Here is a 19956-nt window from a genome sequence, read left to right on the forward strand (position 1 = left end):
TAGCGGACGCAGCTTTTTCAGAAATACGCTACTATCTTATTCCCCTCCGTCATATCCATATAAAGTTCATGTTTAGCCGCCTGAGAGAAGATATAGCCAGTATTATCAAGAAAGATCCTGCCGCCCGTAATGCTTGGGAGGTGATCACTTGTTATCCTGGTTTTCAGGCGATTCTCATGCATGGTTGGGCGCAATGGTGCTGGAAGCGTGGTTTGAAATGGCTGGGTCGTTTCATCTCCCATATTGCCCGTGTATTGACAGGTATAGAAATCCACCCTGGTGCGACCATAGGCCGTAGAGTATTCATTGACCATGGCTTTGGCGTGGTCATTGGTGAAACGGCAGAAATCGGTGATGACTGCACGATCTATCAGGGCGTGACACTGGGTGGTACGTCCTTGTCGCGTGGTGCCAAGCGCCATCCAACCCTGGAAGCAGGCGTCATCGTCGGTGCCGGTGCCAAAGTGCTCGGCGGTTTTACTATTGGAGCAGGTGCCAAGATAGGGTCTAACTCCGTGGTGCTCAAGCCAGTGCCTGCTGGTGGTACAGCAGTTGGTAACCCTGCTCACGTCATCAAAAAAGAAGTCGCCTCGGCAGATTCAGAAACTGCGCATTTGTTCACCGCTTATGGCGTGACTCAAAACAGTGACGACCCGATTTCCAAAGTCCTTCACAAGCTGATTGATCATGCTGCTGCACAGCAAGAACAGATAGAAAAATTGTCTGCGGCTTTGGCGCAATCTGGCATCGTCTGTGATGCCCGCTCTGAAGTTGGTAAACTAATACCGGAACAGATTAATAGTCTGGTTGACTGATTCTTAATCCTTCAAAGAATTAGTCATCAGCTCTAGTCTGATAGGCCAATTGATTGATATGAAGCCGAATCTCTGGCAATAACTCACTGGCCGTCAAGCCTATCGGCCCTGTTCCACTTTTTACCAGTTCATCTGCTGCATGACCATGCACCCAGGTAGCTATTCTTGCTGTATCCATGCTATTGCCAAGCTGTGCCAGTAAGGCTCCTGCCACACCCGCCAATACATCACCAGTACCACCGCTGGCCAGGGCAGGGTTGCCAGTCGTATTGATAAACAACTTGCCACAAGGGCCGCAAATAATACTGCCGGAGCCCTTGAGTATTACTACTGCATTGAATCGACTTGCCAGTTCTTGCGCTGCAGGCAGACGATTATTCTGTATCTCGGCGACGCTCTTGTTCAATAGTCTCGCTGCTTCCAGTGGATGCGGCGTGAGTATGCATGGAGTACTTCTATTGCGTAATAAGGCCTGCAATTTGCTGTCTGCAGCAATCAGGTTCAAGGCGTCGGCATCAATGACCAGTGCCTGCGCAGTTTGAATTGCACTGCTGAGTAAGGCATGCGCAGCGTTTGACGTGCCCAGCCCTGGGCCTATGACCACAGTTGCCTCTGCCAGACTGATGTCCCCGGCATGACGAAACATGATTTCTGGGTGCAGACTATCGTAAGCGGGTGCTTCTGCCAGCATGCTGCAGTAAATCCTTCCGGCACCTGCATACTGCGCAGCCCTGGCCGCAAGGATGGCAGCGCCGGCCATGCCCTTGGCACCACCAAGTACGACAACGTCACCAAAACTGCCTTTATGACTGTTTTGCTTGCGAGGCTTTAGAATTTGCAGCAGGGAAGTGCGTTCATTCAGATAGCTGTGGCATGCAGGAAAAAAATCGTCAGAAATATTGAGTTGATTGACAATGACATGACCCGCATAGTCTTTACCTGATCCTGTATGCAAGCCAGGTTTGTTGGCTATAAAAGTAATAGTATGGCTGGCCTGAACAAGCGCGCTGTCTTGACTCACTGGCTGCCCGGTATCGGCATTCAAACCACTGGGAACATCAATCGCCAGTACCGGGATAGTCTTTTCAGATGCGAGCTGGTTGATAAAGTTGATTAGCTTGACGATGTCCGCTTCTGGTGCCCGTTTCAGACCTATGCCGAATAAGCCATCAATAATCAGGCCCCAGTTTTCTGACGGCGTATCGAGTAATGTGTGAAGCTCTGCAAACTCCATTCCAGAGCCCCGCGCTCTTTGCAGCGCAGCCTGTGCATCTGGAGGGTATTTCTCAAATGCCCCGCACATGAGACAAACAACTTTAAAGCTCTGTCTGGATAATTGATGTCCGGCTTCATAGGCATCCCCTCCGTTATTGCCTGGGCCTGCCAGTATCAATATGGGATATTGCTTGTTCACGCAAATTTTTGCTGCCAGTTCTGCCGTCGCCAGCCCGGCTTTTTGCATGAGCGTGACTTCGCCCTGGCCCTCTCCCTGATGTGCGAGTGCACGGGCCTCTATTTCACGTATCTGTTCTACGCTATATAGTCTGGCTTCCCCGGTAAATACCCCGCATGACATGACTTACCTCTTTATCGGGAGCGGCGTAGTCTGGCTTAAAGACTGTATCATCTCCAGTCCACTCTGGAACAAGTTTTGCAGTGGCAGCAGCAGGTAGGGCATGATCAGGGCGACCATCAAAAAACCTACACCTATGGTGATAGGAAAGCCTATACCAAACAAATTCAATTGAGGTGCCGCGCGCGTCAATATGCCGAGGGCGACGTTGGTCACCAGCAGGGCCGCAACAATGGGCAGCGAGAGATGCATGCCCACGCTAAAAATTTGCTCCCCCCAGATTGCCAGCTTTTGATAATTGAGACCAGATTGATAGGTGGTTGCAATGGGCATGGTATGGAAGCTCTCAACCAGCGCCGCCAGCATGGAGAGATGCACATTCAGCGTCAGCATCAGCAAAGTTGATGTCAGTACCAGAAATTGCGCAATCGCTGACGATCGTCCCTGGGTCTGTGGATCAAAAAAGGTCGCAAAGCCCAACCCCATGGTCAAGCCAGAAACCTCACCAGCCATCTCTATGGCAGAAAAGACGACGCGCATGACAAAGCCCATTGCAAATCCTATGATGAGCTGCTGTGCGAGTACCAAAATACCATTCAGTGAAACTGGATCAAGATTGGAAATGGCTGGCAGGGTAGGGGCCACGATCAGCGATAAAACCACTCCCAGCGCGATCTTGATTTGTACCGGCACAGTGTTATTGCCAAACGGCGGGGCAACCGCAATCAAGCCCAGTATCCTGGTCAGAGGCCAGATAAAGGAATTGATGAGTGCAATAAGTTCATTGCTGGAAAAAGAGATCATGGAATTGCGATGCTACGCAAATCAGGCTGCCATGGTGGCGATGCTGGAAAACATCTGGCGCATGTAATCCATCAGGACGGAAAGCATCCAGGGCCCTGCAATAATGAGTGTGACAAAGATGCCTATCAGCTTGGGAATAAAAGACAGGGTGGTTTCATTGATTTGCGTGGCTGCCTGGAAAATACTGACAATCAGGCCTATGCCCAGCGCCACCAGTAACAAGGGGGCAGACACCATTAAGGTGACTTCCATGGCCTGGCGGCCTAATGTCATTACGCTATCGGGTGTCATAGTGAGCCTCAGTAAAAACTTTGTGCGAGTGAACCTATCAACAACTGCCAGCCATCAACAAGCACAAAGAGCATGAGCTTGAAGGGCAGCGATACGATGGAAGGCGAGACCATCATCATACCCATGGACATCAGCACACTGGCAACCACCATGTCGATGATGAGGAAGGGAATGAAGATGGCAAAACTGATTTGAAAAGCAGTTTTCAGTTCACTGGTAATAAAGGCGGGGATCAAAATTCGCAAAGGTACGTCTTCCGGCCCTTGCAACTCAGGGGTATTGGATAATTTCACATACAGGGCAAGGTCAGTCTGCCTGGTTTGCTTCATCATGAATTGTTTCAACGGGGTTGCTCCCTTATCCAGAGCAACCTGCATGGTGATCTTGTTTTCAGTAAATGGCTGATAAGCTTCGGCATAGATTTTGTCAAACACAGGCCCCATGACGAACAGAGTCAGAAACAGGGACAAGCCCACCATCACCTGATTCGGTGGCGCAGACTGGGTACCCAAGGCTTGCCTGAGCAAAGACAAGACGATGATGATGCGGGTAAAACTGGTCATCATCAGCAAGGCCGCCGGCAAGAAGCTGAGTGCCGTCAGGAATAGCAGCGTCTGTATGCTGAGTGAATAGTTTTGTCCACCACCAGGTGCGGGCGTGCTGGTGATAGCTTGCAAGCCACCATTGGCCTGTGCCATGGCAGCTTCTGGCAAGGCCAGTCCGCACAACAAGAGAGCCAGCCAGATGAAGGGCAGATGAGAGCGCAAAATTTTCATGCGATGTAATTACCTGTTATCAGACGGCTCTGTAGATTGCTCAGGGGTTCGCCCAGCATTGCGTTTTTCCAGCGTGCGTTTGAGCCAGGCAGAAAAAGGATCATTTGCGGCTATTTGCGCTGATTGATTCAGCAATTCTTGCTGTTTGGGCATGCTGCCCAGATTACTGATATTGCTTGCGGTCACGCCAAGGATCAGCCATTGGTCGCCTACTTCAACTACCATCACCCGTTCGCGATTGCCTACGCTGATGCCGCCAATGATTTTGACCGGAATTTTATTTCCTGCATTCATGGGGCCCAGGCGGCGCATGAGCCAGGCGGCCATGACCACCAATCCCAGTACTAAAAGTAATGCTGTTGCAATTTGCAAAAAACCACCGCTAGGTGACACTGGAGCAGTCTCGGCAGCAACAGCAGAGCTGCCAAGTGTGGCTAATATTAGCGGTACAAAATAAGACAATTTCATCCTCATTTGTTGAGCTTGCGTATGCGTTCTGCAGGCGTCACGATATCGGTCAGGCGAATACCAAACTTGTCGTTGACCACAACTACCTCGCCCTGGGCAATCAGGCAGCCATTGACCAGCACATCCATAGGCTCACCCGCCAGGCCATCAAGTTCTACTACAGAACCCTGTGCCAGTTGCAGCAGGTTTTTGATGGCAATCTTGGTTCTGCCCAACTCTACCGTCAGTTGAACCGGGATATCCAGAATGAAGTCGATGTCATTATGAGTTTCAGGTGCGTTACTGCTCTTGCCGCTGAACTCTTTAAAAATGGCAGCACTGGCCGGTGGTGCCTCAGCCTTTTCGGCTGCCGCAGCTTCGGCTCTTTCCTGCTCTGCAATTGCAGCGCCCCAATCATCTTCACTGATGGGTGAATCGCCGTTGTCATCCATGATTTTCTCCTTGTGCTACTTCCTGTACGCTGGAGCTGATCAGCTTCTCCACACGCAAGGCATATTGCCCGTTAAACACGCCGTATTTACACTCCATGACTGGAGTGCCATCGACTTTTGCTGAAATAATTTCTGGTACTGAAAGCGGAATGATATCGCCTTCCTTCATATTCAGTATATCGCCCAGAGTGACGCGCGTGGTGCCCAGATCTGCAACTATTTCAACTTCTGCTATCTGTATCTGTTGCGTCATCAGACGCACCCAGCGTTTATCCACCTCCAGGGTTTCGCCTTGCAGGCTACTGGTCAGGATATCGCGTATGGGCTCTATGGTGGAATAGGGCATGCATAAATGCATTTCACCACTGACTGGCCCCAGTTCTATCGTGAAGGTGGTGGATACCACGACTTCATTCGGAGTCGCAATATTGGCGAACTGGGTATTCATTTCTGAGCGTATATATTCAAACTCGATGGGATAGACAGGTTCCCAGGATTTGGAATAGGTTTCAAAAATGATTTCAAGGATGCGGTGAATGATACGTTGCTCAGTCTGGGTGAAATCGCGACCTTCAACACGGGTATGGAATCGGCCATCACCACCAAACAGATTATCCACCAGCAAAAATACCAGGCCAGGATCAAGCACGATCAGGGAAGTGCCGCGCAAGGGCTTCATGTGCACCAGATTCAGATTCGTCGGTACCACCAGGTTACGGATGAATTCACTGTACTTTGATACTCGGACAGTACCAACTGATACCTCGGCACTGCGGCGCAGAAAATTGAACAAACCTATGCGCAACAAGCGGGCAAAACGTTCATTGATAATTTCCAGCGTTGGCATACGTCCACGGACGATACGCTCTTGCGTGGCAAGATTGTAGGGCCGGACACCTGAGGTATCCTCCAGGGATTGCGAGTCGTCCTGATCTCCCGTGACACCCTTCAAAAGGGCATCAACTTCTTCCTGGGAGAGAAAATTATCTGACATGATTTTATTGGACTACAAAAGACGTAAAGAAAACACCACTGACTTTTTGTGGCTCTCCCTTGGCGGTAAATGGCTGGGCAACTTTTTCGATAATGTCATTGACCAGTTTTTCCTTGCCTTCGGACGATAAAATTTCAGATGCATCCTTGCTTGACAGCAGGAGCAATAGTCGGCTGCGCACTTGCGGCATATTGGCCTTGATCAGATTGACCTGTTCTTCATCCTGCACTTGCAGTGTCATGCTGATTTGCAGGTATTTGTCGCCATCGTTTGATTGCAGGTTGACTGTAAATGGTTCGAGAGCAAGAAATACCGGGGCTTTGGCTGGTTCTGCCTTATGTTCTTTTTCTTTGTTGGCAGGGGCTTTTTTAGTCAGGAAAAAAGCTGCGCCGCCACCTGCTGCGACCAGTAAGACGACAACCGCGGCGATGATGATCAGGAGCTTTTTCTTCGACTTTCCTGCTGGAGCATCACTTGCTTCCGCTGCTTTGGCTGGTGCTTTCGCCATGGTTTTCCTCTCTGTAGGCAATAAATGCCATGATTTTTACGTATTATGCTTGATGGCAGGCATTTAACATCCGGGAAAAAGAGGGCGTATTTCAGCTTATCTCTGATGTTTGCAAATGAGTGAACTCACTGCATTGCCTGGATCAGCCTGTTCATGATCATTCTACATGCATGTACCAAGTTTTTTCCAGAGAGTAGAAGCTGATGTTGCTGCGTATGAGCAATACTTTTGTGTCAGAGCGTGAAATAAGGGCTGCAACAATGGGCCGGTGTGCAAATCCGGCCACCATTGCATGGCTTTAGCTCAAGAAAGAGTGTTACTGGCAAACATTCAGGCAAAGGTATCTACCAAGCCGTTATTTGTCTGTATCCTGGCCGGCGCTGTACTTGTTGTGCTGATTGTATTGTCTGGCAAGTCAACGCCAGTTCTTGCTGAGCCCAGGCTGCGTGGCTGTTGTTGCGCGAAATTTTGTCCCTGGCCTGCCGCCTGTGAATTAACAGAGAAACCTGTCAACTGTACGCCCGCATCGCTGAGCATTTGTTTTAAGCGCGGCAGGGCTGCTTCCAGTGCTTCCCTGACTTCTGGCTGGGCAGAAGAAAAGCTGGCGCTGGCTTGTTCATTGCTGACCTTCAGCACGACCTGCAAGGGGCCGAGGTCCGGCGGGTTCAATGTTAACTCCGCTGATTGCAAGCCTTCACCCACCATCCAGACAACTTTTTGGCCTACTGCTTTATCCCAGCCATTGCTGCCTACACGCGGTGCAATTTGCTCTGCTGCCAGCACTGCGGCATTGAATTGCGTACTACTGACTGCATTGGCTGCAATCGCAGGTGGTGCCATGACTTGCTGGGCGTCTTTGGCAGTTGCACCCGTTTTGACTTCAGATATACGTTCTGCCATGGCATTTTTTGCCTGTGCAATATCAGTGGCAAACGATTTTGGTGTGTCCGCCGCGCTTGCTACAGTGCGGGCTTCCCCAGTTTTGTCGTTGGTGGCTTTAGCCAAACTCAGGTCGCTGATCTTGGCATCACTAACTGCCGTTTCAGAAGGCGTGTTTGCGCTGACTGTAGTTGCGCCCTTGCTTGTCAATGCATCTTTTGGTGCGGGAGAGGTGAGTTCCGCCGCGCGGCTAATGGCATCCGTCAATTTGCCGGCCTCTTTATCGAGAGGTGAAACTACCGCAGTTTGCCCATTCTCTGCGAGTCTGGTCGTGGTTTTGCCATCAGCCTTGCTGGCAATCATTTGCGCAGCAATTGCTGCGACATCAGCTTTGCTGGCAGGGTCCTCAGGCTTGATCTGTTCCTTGCCCGTTGATTTGCCATCAAGCTGGGGAGCAGCCAAATCTTGATTTTCTGTGCCTGATTTTGTCAGGTTGGCGACCGTATTACTGTCGATCAGATCGCTTGCAGTTACCGCTGCGTCTGCGCTGGCGACGGCTGCAAGACTATCATTTTTACTGGTATCAACATCGCTGGCAACAGGCTTTTTGGCTATATCAGCAGCCACAGGAGCAGGATTGAGGTTGCCTACCAAGGCGAGAATTTGTTCGCTGATACTGAGTTCATCTTCTTTTTTGACATCAGTCTCGTCTTCTTTGCTGACTGTGCCATCAGTACTTGCCGCGTCTGTTTTTGCTGCACCGGGATTGTCAGGTACATTATCGTCATTCTTTGCCAACTTATTGCCGGCATTCGCCTGGTTATTGGCGTTGCCGTTGTTGTTAACGTTATTGCTGGCGTTGTTATTTGTCGCGTTATTGTTGTTCTTGTTCGTCTGGGTAGATTTGTTAGCGCTGTTGGCATTGGCAGGGCGCGGCGCCTCCATCTCTGGTCTTTTTGATCCTGAGATTTCTTTATTCAGCATTTGATTGAAGCTGTTTTCGGCATTGCCAGACGAGTTGTTTTTGCTCGTTTTGGTGGCCGCAGCAGTTTTGTCTGTCGCTGTCAGTAGTGGATTAGCTTGCATTTGCGGTACCTGTAGATAAATTAGCGCTTATAAAAGAGGGCGCGCACTGCCATTTCATCGGTTTGCTTCTGATCTCGTTTCGCTTCTTTCTTTTGTTGCGCCGTTTGTGCCCGGTTTTGCAAAGTATCATAAGAAAGGCGTTTTTTTTCGCTTGCCTGCCATTCGGTTTTTGCCATGACGATGCGATGTTCTGCATCCATGACAACTTTCTTTTGTCCGTCTATGGCTGAGTCCAGCTTGGCCAGGAAGGACAAAAAATTTGTATATTGCGACACAGTCAGGCCTTTTGCTGCACCATCCTGCAATCTTTGCGCGTAATCATCGCGGTATTGCTGCAGCAAACTCAGTTTTTTCTCAGTGTCTTCATGCGCGCGTATGGCCTTACCCAGAAGTTTGGCGGCATCGTCAACTTCTCTTTCTGTAATTTCTATCAGTGTGCTAATTGGTGATTTCAACGCCATGGTGATTTAAGTATAGTCGTTGGCAGGATTTTCTATCCGCTGAATAGAGCCTGAAGTTGGCTCAAGCTTTCTGGAATGCTGCATTTTTCGGCGATATCTTGTTGCAAAAAGGCAACTATTCGCCCATTCAGGCGAATTGCCTCATCCAGCAAAGGGTCAGAGCCAGGAGAATAAGCACCGACGCTGATCAAATCCCGGCTACGTTCATAGCGTGAATATAATTGTTTCAGTCTTCTGGCCAGAGCCTGATGTTCAGGCGTGGTGATGCCATGCATGGCGCGGCTGATCGATTGCTCAATATCGATGGCCGGGTAGTGGCCGCTCTCCGCCAGGGTGCGGTTCAGGACAATATGGCCATCCAGGATAGCCCTGGCAGAATCTGCGATAGGATCTTGCTGGTCATCACCCTCGGTCAGGACTGTATAAAAGGCCGTAATTGAACCCCCACCAGATTTGCCGTTACCGGCACGTTCAACTAACACTGGCAATTTGGCAAATACAGACGGCGGGTAGCCTTTGGTTGCCGGCGGTTCACCGATTGCCAGGGCAATTTCCCTTTGCGCCATCGCATAACGGGTCAAAGAATCCATGATCAGCAGTACGCTGCGTCCCTGATCGCGGAAATACTCGGCAATGGTGGTTGCATAGGCCGCGCCTTGCAGACGCATCAAGGGTGGGGCATCAGCAGGTGCGGCCACCACGACAGAGCGGGCCAGGCCTTCAGTGCCGAGAATTTGCTCAATAAATTCTTTCACTTCACGTCCCCGTTCACCGATCAGGCCGACGACGATAATATCAGCGGCCGTATAGCGCGCCATCATGCCCAGCAAGACACTCTTACCGACGCCTGAGCCGGCAAACAGGCCCAACCTTTGTCCCTTGCCCACACTCAGCATGCTGTTGATGGCCCGCACACCCACATCCAGAGTATCGACGATAGGCGCGCGTTCAAGCGGGTTATAGATGCGTGCGCCCAAGGGGGCAGATTCATGCGTGCCAAGCGGCCCCAGGGTATCGAGAGGGCGGCCATTACCATCCAGGACGCGGCCCAGCAATTCATAGCCTACTGGCAGATGCCGGCTTCTGTCACTGGGGCGGCGGCGTGGGTGATTGGCAATTTCATGTGCTTCAGGCTCTGCCGGGAAAACCGGCGAACCAGGTGTCACGCCGTCAAGATCACTGTGCGGCATTAAAAACAGCCTGTCACCATCAAAGCCGACCACCTCGGCTTCTATTTTTGCACCACTTTGCAGATGAATGCTGCAGGCACTGCCGACTGGCAGGCGCAAACCTACTGCCTCCATCACCAGGCCAGTGACGCGGGTGACTCTGCCTGACATGGACGTGGTCTGCACATGAGAAACCTGCTCACGACCGAGATTGAGCTTGGATTTCCAGTCGTTGATGAAGGTATCAGACATGTGCGTCAGCCTTCTTTACGATCACTGATTTGCATGCTGTCCAGCAGTTTTTGCCAGCGGCTTGGATAACTGGCATCGACAAGATTATGCTGGGTTTCGAGTTTACAGCCGCCGCGTGCCATACTGGGGTCGACGATGATGCGCCAGCCATCTTCACTCAGTGTCTCACCGAGCTGATTTTTAACCATGGCTGCGTCTTCAGGGTTCAATAAAATATGCGCTGGTTGTTGTACGTTCGCCAGTTGTGCAATGGCATCTTCAACGATAGGTAATATGACAGTCGGGTCGCTATCAAGTTTGGCCTTGAGCATGGTTTTTGCCATGTCCAGCGCAAGATACATTAATTCACTGCCCATTTGCTGGGATGCAGAATGCAATTGCTCGGAGAATGCCTGCGCCAAAACTTGCAAAGAGTGGATTTCAGTTTGCACTTGCTCCATCGTTTCAGCATACGCGGTTTCTTGGCCATCTTTAAGGCCACGCTCGTACGCTTCTTTGTAACCCGCCGCAAAACCTTCCTGCTTCGCTGCTTCCCTTGCTCTGTCGGCTTCCATCCGGCTCTGAGCAGCCAGATTTGCATTGGCCACTCTGACTTCTTCTACCTGGGCAGGCCGGTTGTCCCCAAAAGATGCCATTTCCCAGCGCTGGAATGCGGTCATGTCAGCTTTGCGGGGCGTATTATTAGACATAGGCATCTTCGCCTTTTGCACCTAACATGATCTGGCCTTCGTCTGCCAGGCGTCTGACGATGAGCAGGATTTGCTTTTGCTGCGCTTCCACTTCAGAAAGGCGTACCGGGCCTTTGGATTCCAGATCCTCGCGCATCATTTCTGCAGCGCGTTGCGACATATTCTTGAAGATTTTTTCGCGCATATCCTGATTTGCACCTTTCAGGGCGACGATCAGCGAATCAGACTGTACTTCTCTCAACAGCAACTGTATGCCCTTGTCATCAATTTCAAGGATGTTATCAAAGACAAACATCTCATCCATGATTTTTTCTGCCATGTCGCCATCGTATTTGCGCAGGTTATCCATGACAGAGGCTTCATTCTCACCACTCATGAAGTTCAGGATTTCTGCAGCAGCACGCACGCCACCGATGGATTTTTTCTTCAGGCTTTCGTTACCTGTTAACAGCTTGGTCAGCACATCATTCAGTTCACGCAGGGCGGTAGGCTGGATACCATCAAGCGTCGCGATACGCAGCACGATGTCATTGCGCAGGCGTTCAGTAAACTGGTTCAGGATTTCGCAAGCCTGATCACTTTCCAGGTGGACCAGGATGGTAGCGATAATCTGCGGATGTTCGTTCTTGATCAGCTCTGCAACTGAGGGCGAATCCATCCATTTCAGGCTCTCTATCCCACTGGCATCTTTGCCGCCCAAAATACGGTTCAATAAAGAAGCTGCCTTGTCGTCGCCCAGGGCTTTGGTCAGCACATTGCGGATGTATTCATCCGAATCCAGGCCCACCGAAGAACTGAGGTCGGCGGCTGACTTGAATTCTTCCAGAACCTTGGCGATGGCCTCATGCGGGATGGCACCGATGGCAGCCATTGCTGCACCGATTTTTTGCACTTCACGTGGGCCAAGATATTTCATGACCTCGGCAGCACCATCTTCACCCAGTGCCAACATCAGGGTGGCGGCTTTTTGGACTCCATCTTCACTCATTGCTGACCCATGCCTTTACTACGTTAGCTACAATACGGGGATCGTCTTTTGCCAGTTGTTTTGCCATTTCCAGATTCATTTCATAGCTGGAACCATGTCTCGTGTTTTGCAATTCTGCTTCTTTCGACAAATTCACAATGGCAGCATCTTCTTCCTCTTTTTCTGCTTCTTCCTGAGCGCGTTTCTCGGCTTCGATGGCTTCCAGAGTTTCTTTGTCTTTACCCATCATCTTAAGTAACATGGGTTTCAGGAAGCCAAAAAACAAGTAGGCAAGGACGATGGCAACGCCTATGTATTTGGCGATTTCCTTAGCCATTTGCAATACATCGGGTTGCTTCCACAGTGGTAAATCTACTATAGGCTCTTTTTCAGGGCTGGCAAAGGGGCTGTTGACCACGTTCAAGGTATCGCCACGGTCTTTGTTGAAACCCATGGCTTCTCTGGTCAGATCAGTGATCTGGGTTTTTTCTATATCAGTCAGAGGGCGTGTCGTGGTTTTGCCGTTTTTATCTGTTTCTGTTTTGTAATTGATGACCACCGCGACAGAAAGGCGTTTCACCCCGCCCATGGGTTGCTGCGTATAGCGTATGGTCTTATCGACTTCAAAATTCATCGTGGAGTCTTTTTGCATCAGGCCAGCGTTGGAGGCCGCAGTTTGCGTATTGGCGGCACCGCTGGCAACGATAGGTGCTGTTGCCGGAACAGGTGGCTGATTGCTCAGTGCTCCTGGTATGCCGGATGGATTGCCCGCCTTGTTGTACGACTCGCTGGTTTGCTGGCTGCGTATGGCAGAAGCTTCAGGTGGGGAATTGGGCTTGTACGTTTCAGCAGCCTGTTCAGAGCGTGAGAAATCGATGTCTGCAGTTGCTTCAGCGCGCACATTATTGGCACCAACGATAGGTGAAATAATCGACTCTATGCGTTTGATAATGTTTTGCTGATATTCCTGCACATACTTAAGTTGTGAGGGATCAAGGCTGTTGTTCGCCATCTGCTTGGTCGGATCTGACAGCAGATTGCCATTTTGATCGACGATGGTGACGTTCTTGGCAGATAACTCAGGCACGCTGCTGGCAACCAGATGAATGATGGCGCTGACTTGCTGTTGATCCAGCACACGGCTGGGGTAAAGATTCAATAAGACCGAGGCAGTCGGTTTTTGCTGATCGCGTATGAATACCTGTGATTTGGGAATGGCCAGATGTACACGTGCAGTCTGGACTGCTGAGACGGCCTGGATGGAGCGCGCCAGTTCGCCTTCCAGCGCACGTTGAAAATTCACTTGTTCCAGAAACTGTGAGATACCCAGCTTCTGGTTTTCCATCAATTCAAATCCGACATTGCCGCCCTTGGGCAGGCCCTGTGAGGCCAGTTTCAGGCGTGCATCATGCACCTGGTTGGCGGGTACGAGGATGGCATTGCCGCCTTCAGAGTATTTGTAAGGAATGTTTAACTGTTGCAACGAGGCAACGATGGCGCCGCCATCCCTGTCATTAAAGTTGGAAAACAAGACTTTGTAATCAGGTTGCTGGCTCCATAGCCATACACCCACCATGATGGCAATGGTAATTGCCGCACCGACTGACAGCATGATGTTGCGCATGGTTGGCGTCTGCGGCAAGCCAAATATGCCCGGCAGGGCAGGTCCAGGCGGGGCAATTGCTATATTTTCTGCGGTTGCCATAGTTCACCTTGTGCTAAGTAATGTGTCAGTGGATTGCATGCTTGCTGTTCCAGATATGGTTTTTTCCTTGATAGCGATTTTCCACTTAATTACCAAAATCAAACGCAGGAAAAACGATGCCTTTACAGTTCTTTTCCAAGCTCCCATTTGCCATCTGGCTGTTAATGTAGCAAATGTGAAAGTCCACAAGATAGGTGATCAAATGAAAATGGGGGGCATAGACTCCAGCCGCATAGAAGCCATGGTTGCACAATTAAAGGCAACTGCGGCGAGGATGGAGGCAAGTTCAGGCCTGGGAGTAAGCCAGGCAGATAGCGCAGCACCGCCTGGCAGGCTGGATTTCGCAGAGGCATTAAAGGCTTCGCTGGAAAGTGTGAATCAGTCGCAGGTCAGTTCACAGCAACTGGGGCAAAAGTTTGCCATGGGCGATGATAAAGTCAGTTTGTCCGATGTCATGATTTCCATGCAAAAAGCCAATATCTCATTCCAGACCACCGTGCAGGTCAGGAATAAGCTGGTATCGGCGTATCATGACATCATGAATATGCAGATATAGCTTCCTGGCAAGACTTGCAGCAGACTAGTCCCTGACGCTTGTATCTGCATGGATTTAAAAAAATAAAGCCCGATTGTTGGAAATCGGGCCTTGTTTTTGCAATTATCTGGCTAACTATTTAGCTTATTTTTTAGCGTATGCCAGTCAACTTGGCATTGCGTTCCCGCTCCAGCTTCATGATATAGCGCTGTACGCTTGCCAGGACGCTATTTGACATGTTAATGAACTGGCAGCCCAAGCGCCGGTTAGACTTGCCATTCAACAGGACCAGATCCTGAGAATTGCGGATTTGCAATATCACATCCACCAGGCCTATAGTTGGCAAATCCAGTTTGCTATGCTCATAAATGGTGCCTATGGTGCTATCAAGGACTTTTCTTTCATCCAGTATGGCTATGCCACCACAACTGATATCTACCAGGGCAAGTTTCAATGTTTCCTGCCGTTCTTCCAGATGCACTGGTATCAGCGCCCGGATAGGCGTGGATAGCGGGGTGTTGATGCGATAATATTCTCGCCTTTGCAGGCGTATCATCGTTGTCGGGATCTCAAACTGCAGTGCAGGACGGTCTTCAAATTCTATGCGTTCAAGATTCGATGCAGAAAACTGTATGCTGATCCTGTCTAGCAGGCCTTCAAACGACACCCTGGGTGCTTCAATGATGCGTTGATTTGCCAATTGACCAGGAGCGCTGTCTATGGTCACCAGATTGCTGCTGTCATCGACGTCAAGTATGGAGGTAATGAATACTTCCGAGCCACTATTGATCAACATACTGATCAATTGCTTGCTTTCTTTCAGGCCGCGCAACAAACCGATGATTTCCCGGCGGGAATCAACTTGAAACGGGCTTTGATTTTCTGTACCCAGACTCGGAGGTGTCGATGGCATATTTTTATAGTCGTATTTAAAATGGGGGCTGTTATTTTATTGTCGCCCTGAAGTCTCCGAAATTGTCTCAGACTTTTCCGTATCAATATGGTAAAGCCAAGCGAGCAGTTCTGCAACTGCCCGATACAGGGCTGGAGGAATATCTCTGTCAAGATCGACTTTCATGAGCAAAGAAACCAGCTCTTTGGACTGATGCACATGCACCCCATGCTCTTTTGCCCTGGCAATGATTTCTTCGGCAATCAAACCTTTGCCCTTGGCAACTACTTTAGGCGCTGCATCACCATTCTGGTAAGCCAGCGCAACGGCATTTTGTACTGGTTTGACTGGAGGATCAGCTGCGCTCATTTTTATTCACCACAAAAGACATCAGCGGTGAACCGGCCACCTGCATGGCAGCTGCCAGTTCACTCGCGTGATCCTTCAGGGCGGAGACAGTGCTACTTTGCTCAGCCCGTAAGGACAGGCCCAGATTACTTGACTGCAGATTGATAGTGGCCGTCACTGGCCCAAGATTGGGCAGATCAAAGCGAACCACCGATTGCCAGTTTACATTCTCAATTTCCTGCTGATGCTGATTGCCCTGGCTTTCCTTTTTTATTTCCCATTCGATTTTTTGCCCGGGGAAAAGCTCTCCTTGCCATCGTACGATATTTTGCTCCAGAACATTTAATTGCTGGTGAATTATTTGGCCCATTTCTTTGTTGAGCTGGCCTGAAGCTGTAGCGGAGTTGCCGGCAGTGATGTCTGTGGAGCCAATTTGCGCTTGGGGCTCAGCCTTGATGTCGTTGATAGGCCGTTTGCCCTGTGCCCATTCTGCAACATGGGACTCATAAAAAAGTCCGCTGGTGTTGATCTGATGTTGAAGCTTGGTGGCTGTAGTAGCGGTGTCTTTTAATTCTGCTGGTGCTGCAAGCACTGGTGTCTGGCTTGCAATGCTCAGTTTCTCGCCCTGATTTGGGGCGGTTTGCAAAATTTGTGTAATGAATTTGCCTGTGCTGCTTAATGATGTCGGTGCGCTGCTCAGATGATCAGGTGTCGTATCAATGACATTATTGTTATTGATAATGGACTTGGAATTGACTTCAGCCGATTTGGCTGTGGCTACGTCCTGGATACCGATTTTGGGCGCGCTGACACCGGTGTCATTGGTGATTTTCTTACCTGCATCATTGACCGATAAGTTGACTATACTGGCCGTATCGGCTTTACTACCGGGTTCGGTGAGGACCGTTCTGTTGGCGGTTTGGGGCGTCGGTGTCTTAACTTCGTCCGTTGCTGCGCCAAGATAATTGTTTGCAGGCAGTTGTGGACGTTTTTCTGTGCCTGCCGCGTAATTTTGCGGGAGAGGGGCAGGGAAGTGTGGATCTGCATCACGTTCCAGCAGGAAGGTCGGACGAGGTTCGGTCGCTATGAGACGCAAAGGAATCTGGTCGCCCGTCTTGCTTCCTTCCGGCAGCATCATCTTGGCAGTAATTCCTGCTACCCGCACAGTAAAGCTGCCATCCATCAACTTCGACAAAACCTCACCCTTAAGTAGCTGCCCCGTGACTAGCTGCGCAAGCTTGGGAGTGATGTCCTGTCTGGTTTCGCTAATTGATAGTGCAGCGGTAGGTGCCTCGATATTGGCGACTTGTTTTGACAGACTATCGAGTGGGGTAGCCATAAAAATCAGGCTGTATTACCTGCACCATAAGCATTGGATAGTTTTCTGTTGGTGCTGGAGTTCTTCATCAGATCAGACAACTGCGCCATCCAAGGTTCGGTAATGTCGCGAATTTCTTTGTCATCAGCAAGGATTTGCTTGATGATGCGAATTTTTTTGTCGCGCATATCAGCAGGCAAGTCAAAAGGGATTTCGCTCTCACGTATGGTTTGGACACGTGTAGAACAGTCATTTTCCAGTTTTTCCAATAACTCCCAGTCGCCTGAGCGAGCTGCTTCCAGCATGTCGCCAGTAATGGTAGCGACATTTTCATACAATGAGATTAGTTCCAGACTATTCATCTTGATTCAAGCCTCAACAAAGTTGGCAGGACGAGGGGACAATGGGTCCATATTCATTTTCGGTGCTTCTGCGACAGCTTCATTGTTTGGGGCAATGGCTTCCCATGAAGTTTTTAAATCTCGCAAGAGGTTTTTTACTTCATTGAGCATGTCTTCGTTATTATCCAGATTGGCACGGATTAAACGGGCACTCATATATTCGTAAAGGGCATCAAGATTATTGGCTATTTCACCACCGGCTTTTTTGTCCAGGCTCGCACGCAGTCCATTTTCAATAATGGCAATTGCTTTGGAAATTGACTGACCTTTTGAGGCTATTTCACCATTGCTTAAGTGCTGCGATGCATTGGAGATCGCTACGATTGCTCCTTCAAAAAGCATCACGATCAATTTATGGGGACTGGCAGCAATCACGCCAGTCTCTATGCCTACTTTTGCGTAGGCATTTGCACCACGTACTTGAGATGAGCCAAACATAGCGATTAATCCTCTCTGATATTATTGATACTGCTAACTACATTCACTTCGTACTTGACGTCAGTGCTGCCAGTTGTTGTGAAAGAAATGAACTTGTATTATTCAAACTGCTTACAATAGAGTCCAGGGCTGTAAATTGCGCCCGGTAGCGTGCTTCTGTATCGAACAGGCGGCTATTCAAAATATCTCTTTGTTTGCCTATGTCCTTGATACTGCGGTTGATACCATCTGTAGCACTCGATATCGAGCCGGAAGTGCCAACCACAGTAGATAGCAAAGACGATACCTGGGATGCGTAACCCCTGGAAAAATTCACTGTTCCGCGGGCTCCCAGAGAGCCGCCACTGACCAATATTTTCAAGCCCTCGGTATCAGAGCCAGTGGCGCCTGTCAGGAACTGACCACTGCCAGCCGCTGTAATGCCATTCAATTTGCCCGCCACATCCACGCCAGCCGAGCCGTTGAGGACGGTGCCGGTAAAACTGGCTGCACCAGTACCGGTGCCATCTGCCAGACTTACATTCGAAGCACTGCCATACTTGGTTGATTGCAATTGCAACTTGCCGCCGCTGTTAATGGTGGCGGTGACAGTTGAACCATTGTCTTTGAAAGTAGAGTTTCCGTTGATTGAGGTTTGCAGCAAGGTTGCCAGCGAAGACGCTGTGTAAGTGCCAGCGGCCAGTGACACAAGAGATGTTTTCCCATCCAGGGTGACATTGATGGCAGTGCTGGCTGCAATAGTTGTGTTGCCGGTACTCAGGTCCAGATCGCCTTGCAAGCCACCTTGCGTAGCAATGGCCGTGATTTCCAGGCCATAAGCACCTTGCTTGGTTGCACTGGTAGAGCTGCTGTAACTGACCAGGCTGTCCGTCGCTTTACCAACGGAGGCAAACAAACCGCTGATTTCATTGTAGTTCGTCGATAAGGCAGCACTGAGTTTCGTCGAATCGACCGAAAGTGTGCCATCTTTTTGAAAATTGATGCCTATGCTGGCAAGGCTGGTGATATTCCCACCCAGGCCGTTGACAGCTGTGCTGAGTGTCGATCTGACCTGGCTTTGTACGTTCCTGGCGGTAGAGTCGCCAATCAGAATGCCACCTTTTTTGGTGCTGGCATCGTAACCGGTCAAGGTTTTTAACGTTGCCTGAAAGTCATTGTAACCTTTGACAAAGCCGTTAATGGCAGATTGTATGCCACTGGTATTGGCACTCAGGCCAAGGCTGGTCGTACCTACTTTACTCAGGTTCAGGGTAGTACCCTGTATGGCACCCGTTACTGCGTTGGACGTGCTGGAAATCGCAATACCATTGACTGTCAGTGCCGCATTCTGGGCAGTGGTGGTTTCAGTAAGATTTTGTGTGCCGGCAGGGTCGTAATTAACCAGACTCTGGATGGCGGCATCGCCCGTTGCAGAAATTTTAAGGCTGGAGGTCGCTCCAGTTTTGGCAGAAGTGAGCACCAGATGGTAAGGTGTGGCACTACCGTCACCAACAATGGCGGCAGTTGCGCCTACCTTTGCGGCATTAATTGCATCACGGATGCCTTGCAAAGAATTGTTGGCACCATCAATAGTGACTGTGCCGATTGACTGCGTCGCATCCTGGGTAAAGGTAGAGCCCGTATACACACCATTAGCAGAAGTGCCGCCAGCAATGGTGCCAAATTCAAAGTTGATGGTCGTGCTGGTGCCACTTCCTATACTGGCCGTGGAACTGAGCTGACCAGCGCTGGAAATGGTTTGCGCCTGTGCCAGCTTGGTGACATTGACGTTATAGCTACCTTGAGTAGAAACGCTGGTGGTGGTGGCAGACAAAATTGAGCTGTCGCCTGCAGAAGCAGTAAGCGACTGAAAAGTGCCTAGATTGCTGAGACCGGTAACATTGGACTGAAAAACGCTGAGCGCGCTGTTAAGCGTGCCATAAGCAGACAGCTTTGCCTGAAAACTGGCTTCTTTCTTCGCCAGTGTAGTCAGAGGCTGACTCTCCACCTGCATTAATTTGGTAATGAGACCGTTGACGTCCAGATTGGCGCCTAAGCCTGTCGATTGTATGCCCACATTGTTCCCCTTGTCAGACCGTACTGTACTAAATTATCGGCAAAGACAAACCAGACTTTAGAGGGGAATTTACATGCCAATTTAAAACTTAGATGCAGGA

General features: G+C 49.9%; 22 protein-coding genes. 2 read left to right on the forward strand and 20 right to left on the reverse strand.

All coding sequences use genetic code 11. The annotated features are described in order from the left end of the window. Positions 1-68: 68 nt before the first annotated feature. Entirely contained in the window at positions 69-815 is a 747-nt protein-coding gene (gene cysE, locus ACO0LL_RS13300; RefSeq protein ID WP_422951330.1) for a serine O-acetyltransferase, read from the forward strand. Between the two features lie 19 nt (positions 816-834). Here the strand turns inward: cysE and ACO0LL_RS13305 are convergent, their stop codons facing one another. The 14 genes from ACO0LL_RS13305 to fliF form a co-directional block, all read right to left on the reverse strand. Further along, on the reverse strand, positions 835-2391 hold the full coding sequence (locus ACO0LL_RS13305; protein ID WP_422951331.1) for an NAD(P)H-hydrate dehydratase: 1557 nt from the start codon (positions 2389-2391) through the stop codon (positions 835-837). Positions 2392-2394: 3 nt separating this feature from the next. Next, complete coding sequence (fliR, locus tag ACO0LL_RS13310; RefSeq protein WP_422951332.1) at positions 2395-3192, reverse strand: flagellar biosynthetic protein FliR; 798 nt, start codon at positions 3190-3192, stop codon at positions 2395-2397. Between the two features lie 21 nt (positions 3193-3213). After that, on the reverse strand, positions 3214-3483 hold the full coding sequence (gene fliQ, locus ACO0LL_RS13315) for a flagellar biosynthesis protein FliQ (protein ID WP_162041086.1): 270 nt from the start codon (positions 3481-3483) through the stop codon (positions 3214-3216). 8 nt (positions 3484-3491) lie between these two features. Further along, the gene (gene fliP, locus ACO0LL_RS13320; protein ID WP_422951333.1) at positions 3492-4259 is read right to left on the reverse strand and encodes a flagellar type III secretion system pore protein FliP; all 768 of its coding nucleotides are present in this window, start codon (positions 4257-4259) and stop codon (positions 3492-3494) included. A 9-nt stretch (positions 4260-4268) separates the two neighbouring features. After that, on the reverse strand, positions 4269-4727 hold the full coding sequence (gene fliO / locus ACO0LL_RS13325; RefSeq protein ID WP_422951334.1) for a flagellar biosynthetic protein FliO: 459 nt from the start codon (positions 4725-4727) through the stop codon (positions 4269-4271). 2 nt (positions 4728-4729) lie between these two features. After that, complete coding sequence (gene fliN, locus ACO0LL_RS13330) at positions 4730-5158, reverse strand: flagellar motor switch protein FliN (RefSeq protein ID WP_162041089.1); 429 nt, start codon at positions 5156-5158, stop codon at positions 4730-4732. After that, complete coding sequence (gene fliM / locus ACO0LL_RS13335) at positions 5151-6152, reverse strand: flagellar motor switch protein FliM (RefSeq protein WP_162041090.1); 1002 nt, start codon at positions 6150-6152, stop codon at positions 5151-5153. Before fliM ends, fliN begins: the two co-directional genes overlap by 8 nt. Positions 6153-6156: 4 nt before the next feature. After that, positions 6157-6660, reverse strand: coding sequence for a flagellar basal body-associated protein FliL (gene fliL / locus ACO0LL_RS13340; protein ID WP_162058738.1), 504 nt, complete (start codon positions 6658-6660; stop codon positions 6157-6159). Positions 6661-6990: 330 nt separating this feature from the next. Further along, positions 6991-8625: a flagellar hook-length control protein FliK gene (locus tag ACO0LL_RS13345; RefSeq protein ID WP_422951335.1), complete on the reverse strand. Its 1635-nt coding sequence runs from the start codon at positions 8623-8625 to the stop codon at positions 6991-6993. Between the two features lie 20 nt (positions 8626-8645). Beyond that, the gene (gene fliJ, locus ACO0LL_RS13350) at positions 8646-9086 is read right to left on the reverse strand and encodes a flagellar export protein FliJ (protein WP_422951336.1); all 441 of its coding nucleotides are present in this window, start codon (positions 9084-9086) and stop codon (positions 8646-8648) included. Between the two features lie 32 nt (positions 9087-9118). Further along, positions 9119-10507, reverse strand: a complete 1389-nt coding sequence (fliI, locus tag ACO0LL_RS13355) for a flagellar protein export ATPase FliI (RefSeq protein WP_422951337.1) — start codon at positions 10505-10507, stop codon at positions 9119-9121. Between the two features lie 5 nt (positions 10508-10512). After that, positions 10513-11196 carry a flagellar assembly protein FliH gene (locus ACO0LL_RS13360; RefSeq protein WP_422951338.1) on the reverse strand — a complete coding sequence of 228 codons (684 nt, stop codon included), beginning with the start codon at positions 11194-11196 and terminating at the stop codon, positions 10513-10515. After that, positions 11189-12184, reverse strand: coding sequence for a flagellar motor switch protein FliG (fliG, locus tag ACO0LL_RS13365; RefSeq protein WP_110253190.1), 996 nt, complete (start codon positions 12182-12184; stop codon positions 11189-11191). Before fliG ends, ACO0LL_RS13360 begins: the two co-directional genes overlap by 8 nt. Next, a complete protein-coding gene (gene fliF / locus ACO0LL_RS13370; RefSeq protein WP_422951339.1) occupies positions 12177-13868 on the reverse strand; it encodes a flagellar basal-body MS-ring/collar protein FliF in 1692 nt (563 codons plus the stop codon). The genes fliG and fliF overlap by 8 nt, the downstream gene beginning before the upstream one ends. Positions 13869-14070: 202 nt before the next feature. Between fliF and fliE the strand changes: the two genes are divergently transcribed. Beyond that, the gene (fliE, locus tag ACO0LL_RS13375; protein WP_422951340.1) at positions 14071-14424 is read left to right on the forward strand and encodes a flagellar hook-basal body complex protein FliE; all 354 of its coding nucleotides are present in this window, start codon (positions 14071-14073) and stop codon (positions 14422-14424) included. Positions 14425-14554: 130 nt separating this feature from the next. On the opposite strand, the gene ACO0LL_RS13380 is transcribed toward fliE, so the two are convergent. The 6 genes from ACO0LL_RS13380 to fliD are packed head-to-tail and all read right to left on the reverse strand — an operon-like array spanning position 14555 to position 19856. Next, the gene (locus ACO0LL_RS13380) at positions 14555-15316 is read right to left on the reverse strand and encodes a flagellar brake protein (protein ID WP_422951341.1); all 762 of its coding nucleotides are present in this window, start codon (positions 15314-15316) and stop codon (positions 14555-14557) included. A 36-nt stretch (positions 15317-15352) separates the two neighbouring features. Continuing rightward, entirely contained in the window at positions 15353-15664 is a 312-nt protein-coding gene (locus ACO0LL_RS13385) for an EscU/YscU/HrcU family type III secretion system export apparatus switch protein (RefSeq protein WP_162058745.1), read from the reverse strand. Further along, entirely contained in the window at positions 15651-16982 is a 1332-nt protein-coding gene (locus ACO0LL_RS13390; protein WP_422951342.1) for a flagellar hook-length control protein FliK, read from the reverse strand. Before ACO0LL_RS13390 ends, ACO0LL_RS13385 begins: the two co-directional genes overlap by 14 nt. 5 nt (positions 16983-16987) lie before the next feature. Further along, positions 16988-17323 (reverse strand): flagellar protein FliT, encoded by a 336-nt coding sequence (locus ACO0LL_RS13395; protein WP_422951343.1) that lies wholly within the window; start codon positions 17321-17323, stop codon positions 16988-16990. Between the two features lie 6 nt (positions 17324-17329). Further along, positions 17330-17800, reverse strand: coding sequence for a flagellar export chaperone FliS (gene fliS, locus ACO0LL_RS13400; RefSeq protein WP_422951344.1), 471 nt, complete (start codon positions 17798-17800; stop codon positions 17330-17332). Positions 17801-17843: 43 nt separating this feature from the next. Further along, positions 17844-19856 carry a flagellar filament capping protein FliD gene (gene fliD, locus ACO0LL_RS13405; protein WP_422951345.1) on the reverse strand — a complete coding sequence of 671 codons (2013 nt, stop codon included), beginning with the start codon at positions 19854-19856 and terminating at the stop codon, positions 17844-17846. Positions 19857-19956: the final 100 nt, after the last annotated feature.

This window comes from Undibacterium sp. TC4M20W, assembly GCF_049340245.1.
In the GTDB taxonomy this organism is placed as follows: domain Bacteria; phylum Pseudomonadota; class Gammaproteobacteria; order Burkholderiales; family Burkholderiaceae_D; genus Undibacterium.

What these genes read in the sequence shown, in the direction of transcription:
- cysE (WP_422951330.1), top strand. Translation starts at nt 69, where the DNA reads ATGTTTAGCCGCCTGAGAGAAGATATAGCCAGTATTATCAAGAAAGAT.
- ACO0LL_RS13305 (WP_422951331.1), bottom strand. Translation starts at nt 2,391, where the DNA reads ATGTCATGCGGGGTATTTACCGGGGAAGCCAGACTATATAGCGTAGAA.
- fliR (WP_422951332.1), bottom strand. Translation starts at nt 3,192, where the DNA reads ATGATCTCTTTTTCCAGCAATGAACTTATTGCACTCATCAATTCCTTT.
- fliQ (WP_162041086.1), bottom strand. Translation starts at nt 3,483, where the DNA reads ATGACACCCGATAGCGTAATGACATTAGGCCGCCAGGCCATGGAAGTC.
- fliP (WP_422951333.1), bottom strand. Translation starts at nt 4,259, where the DNA reads ATGAAAATTTTGCGCTCTCATCTGCCCTTCATCTGGCTGGCTCTCTTG.
- fliO (WP_422951334.1), bottom strand. Translation starts at nt 4,727, where the DNA reads ATGAAATTGTCTTATTTTGTACCGCTAATATTAGCCACACTTGGCAGC.
- fliN (WP_162041089.1), bottom strand. Translation starts at nt 5,158, where the DNA reads ATGGATGACAACGGCGATTCACCCATCAGTGAAGATGATTGGGGCGCT.
- fliM (WP_162041090.1), bottom strand. Translation starts at nt 6,152, where the DNA reads ATGTCAGATAATTTTCTCTCCCAGGAAGAAGTTGATGCCCTTTTGAAG.
- fliL (WP_162058738.1), bottom strand. Translation starts at nt 6,660, where the DNA reads ATGGCGAAAGCACCAGCCAAAGCAGCGGAAGCAAGTGATGCTCCAGCA.
- ACO0LL_RS13345 (WP_422951335.1), bottom strand. Translation starts at nt 8,625, where the DNA reads ATGCAAGCTAATCCACTACTGACAGCGACAGACAAAACTGCTGCGGCC.
- fliJ (WP_422951336.1), bottom strand. Translation starts at nt 9,086, where the DNA reads ATGGCGTTGAAATCACCAATTAGCACACTGATAGAAATTACAGAAAGA.
- fliI (WP_422951337.1), bottom strand. Translation starts at nt 10,507, where the DNA reads ATGTCTGATACCTTCATCAACGACTGGAAATCCAAGCTCAATCTCGGT.
- ACO0LL_RS13360 (WP_422951338.1), bottom strand. Translation starts at nt 11,196, where the DNA reads ATGTCTAATAATACGCCCCGCAAAGCTGACATGACCGCATTCCAGCGC.
- fliG (WP_110253190.1), bottom strand. Translation starts at nt 12,184, where the DNA reads ATGAGTGAAGATGGAGTCCAAAAAGCCGCCACCCTGATGTTGGCACTG.
- fliF (WP_422951339.1), bottom strand. Translation starts at nt 13,868, where the DNA reads ATGGCAACCGCAGAAAATATAGCAATTGCCCCGCCTGGACCTGCCCTG.
- fliE (WP_422951340.1), top strand. Translation starts at nt 14,071, where the DNA reads ATGAAAATGGGGGGCATAGACTCCAGCCGCATAGAAGCCATGGTTGCA.
- ACO0LL_RS13380 (WP_422951341.1), bottom strand. Translation starts at nt 15,316, where the DNA reads ATGCCATCGACACCTCCGAGTCTGGGTACAGAAAATCAAAGCCCGTTT.
- ACO0LL_RS13385 (WP_162058745.1), bottom strand. Translation starts at nt 15,664, where the DNA reads ATGAGCGCAGCTGATCCTCCAGTCAAACCAGTACAAAATGCCGTTGCG.
- ACO0LL_RS13390 (WP_422951342.1), bottom strand. Translation starts at nt 16,982, where the DNA reads ATGGCTACCCCACTCGATAGTCTGTCAAAACAAGTCGCCAATATCGAG.
- ACO0LL_RS13395 (WP_422951343.1), bottom strand. Translation starts at nt 17,323, where the DNA reads ATGAATAGTCTGGAACTAATCTCATTGTATGAAAATGTCGCTACCATT.
- fliS (WP_422951344.1), bottom strand. Translation starts at nt 17,800, where the DNA reads ATGTTTGGCTCATCTCAAGTACGTGGTGCAAATGCCTACGCAAAAGTA.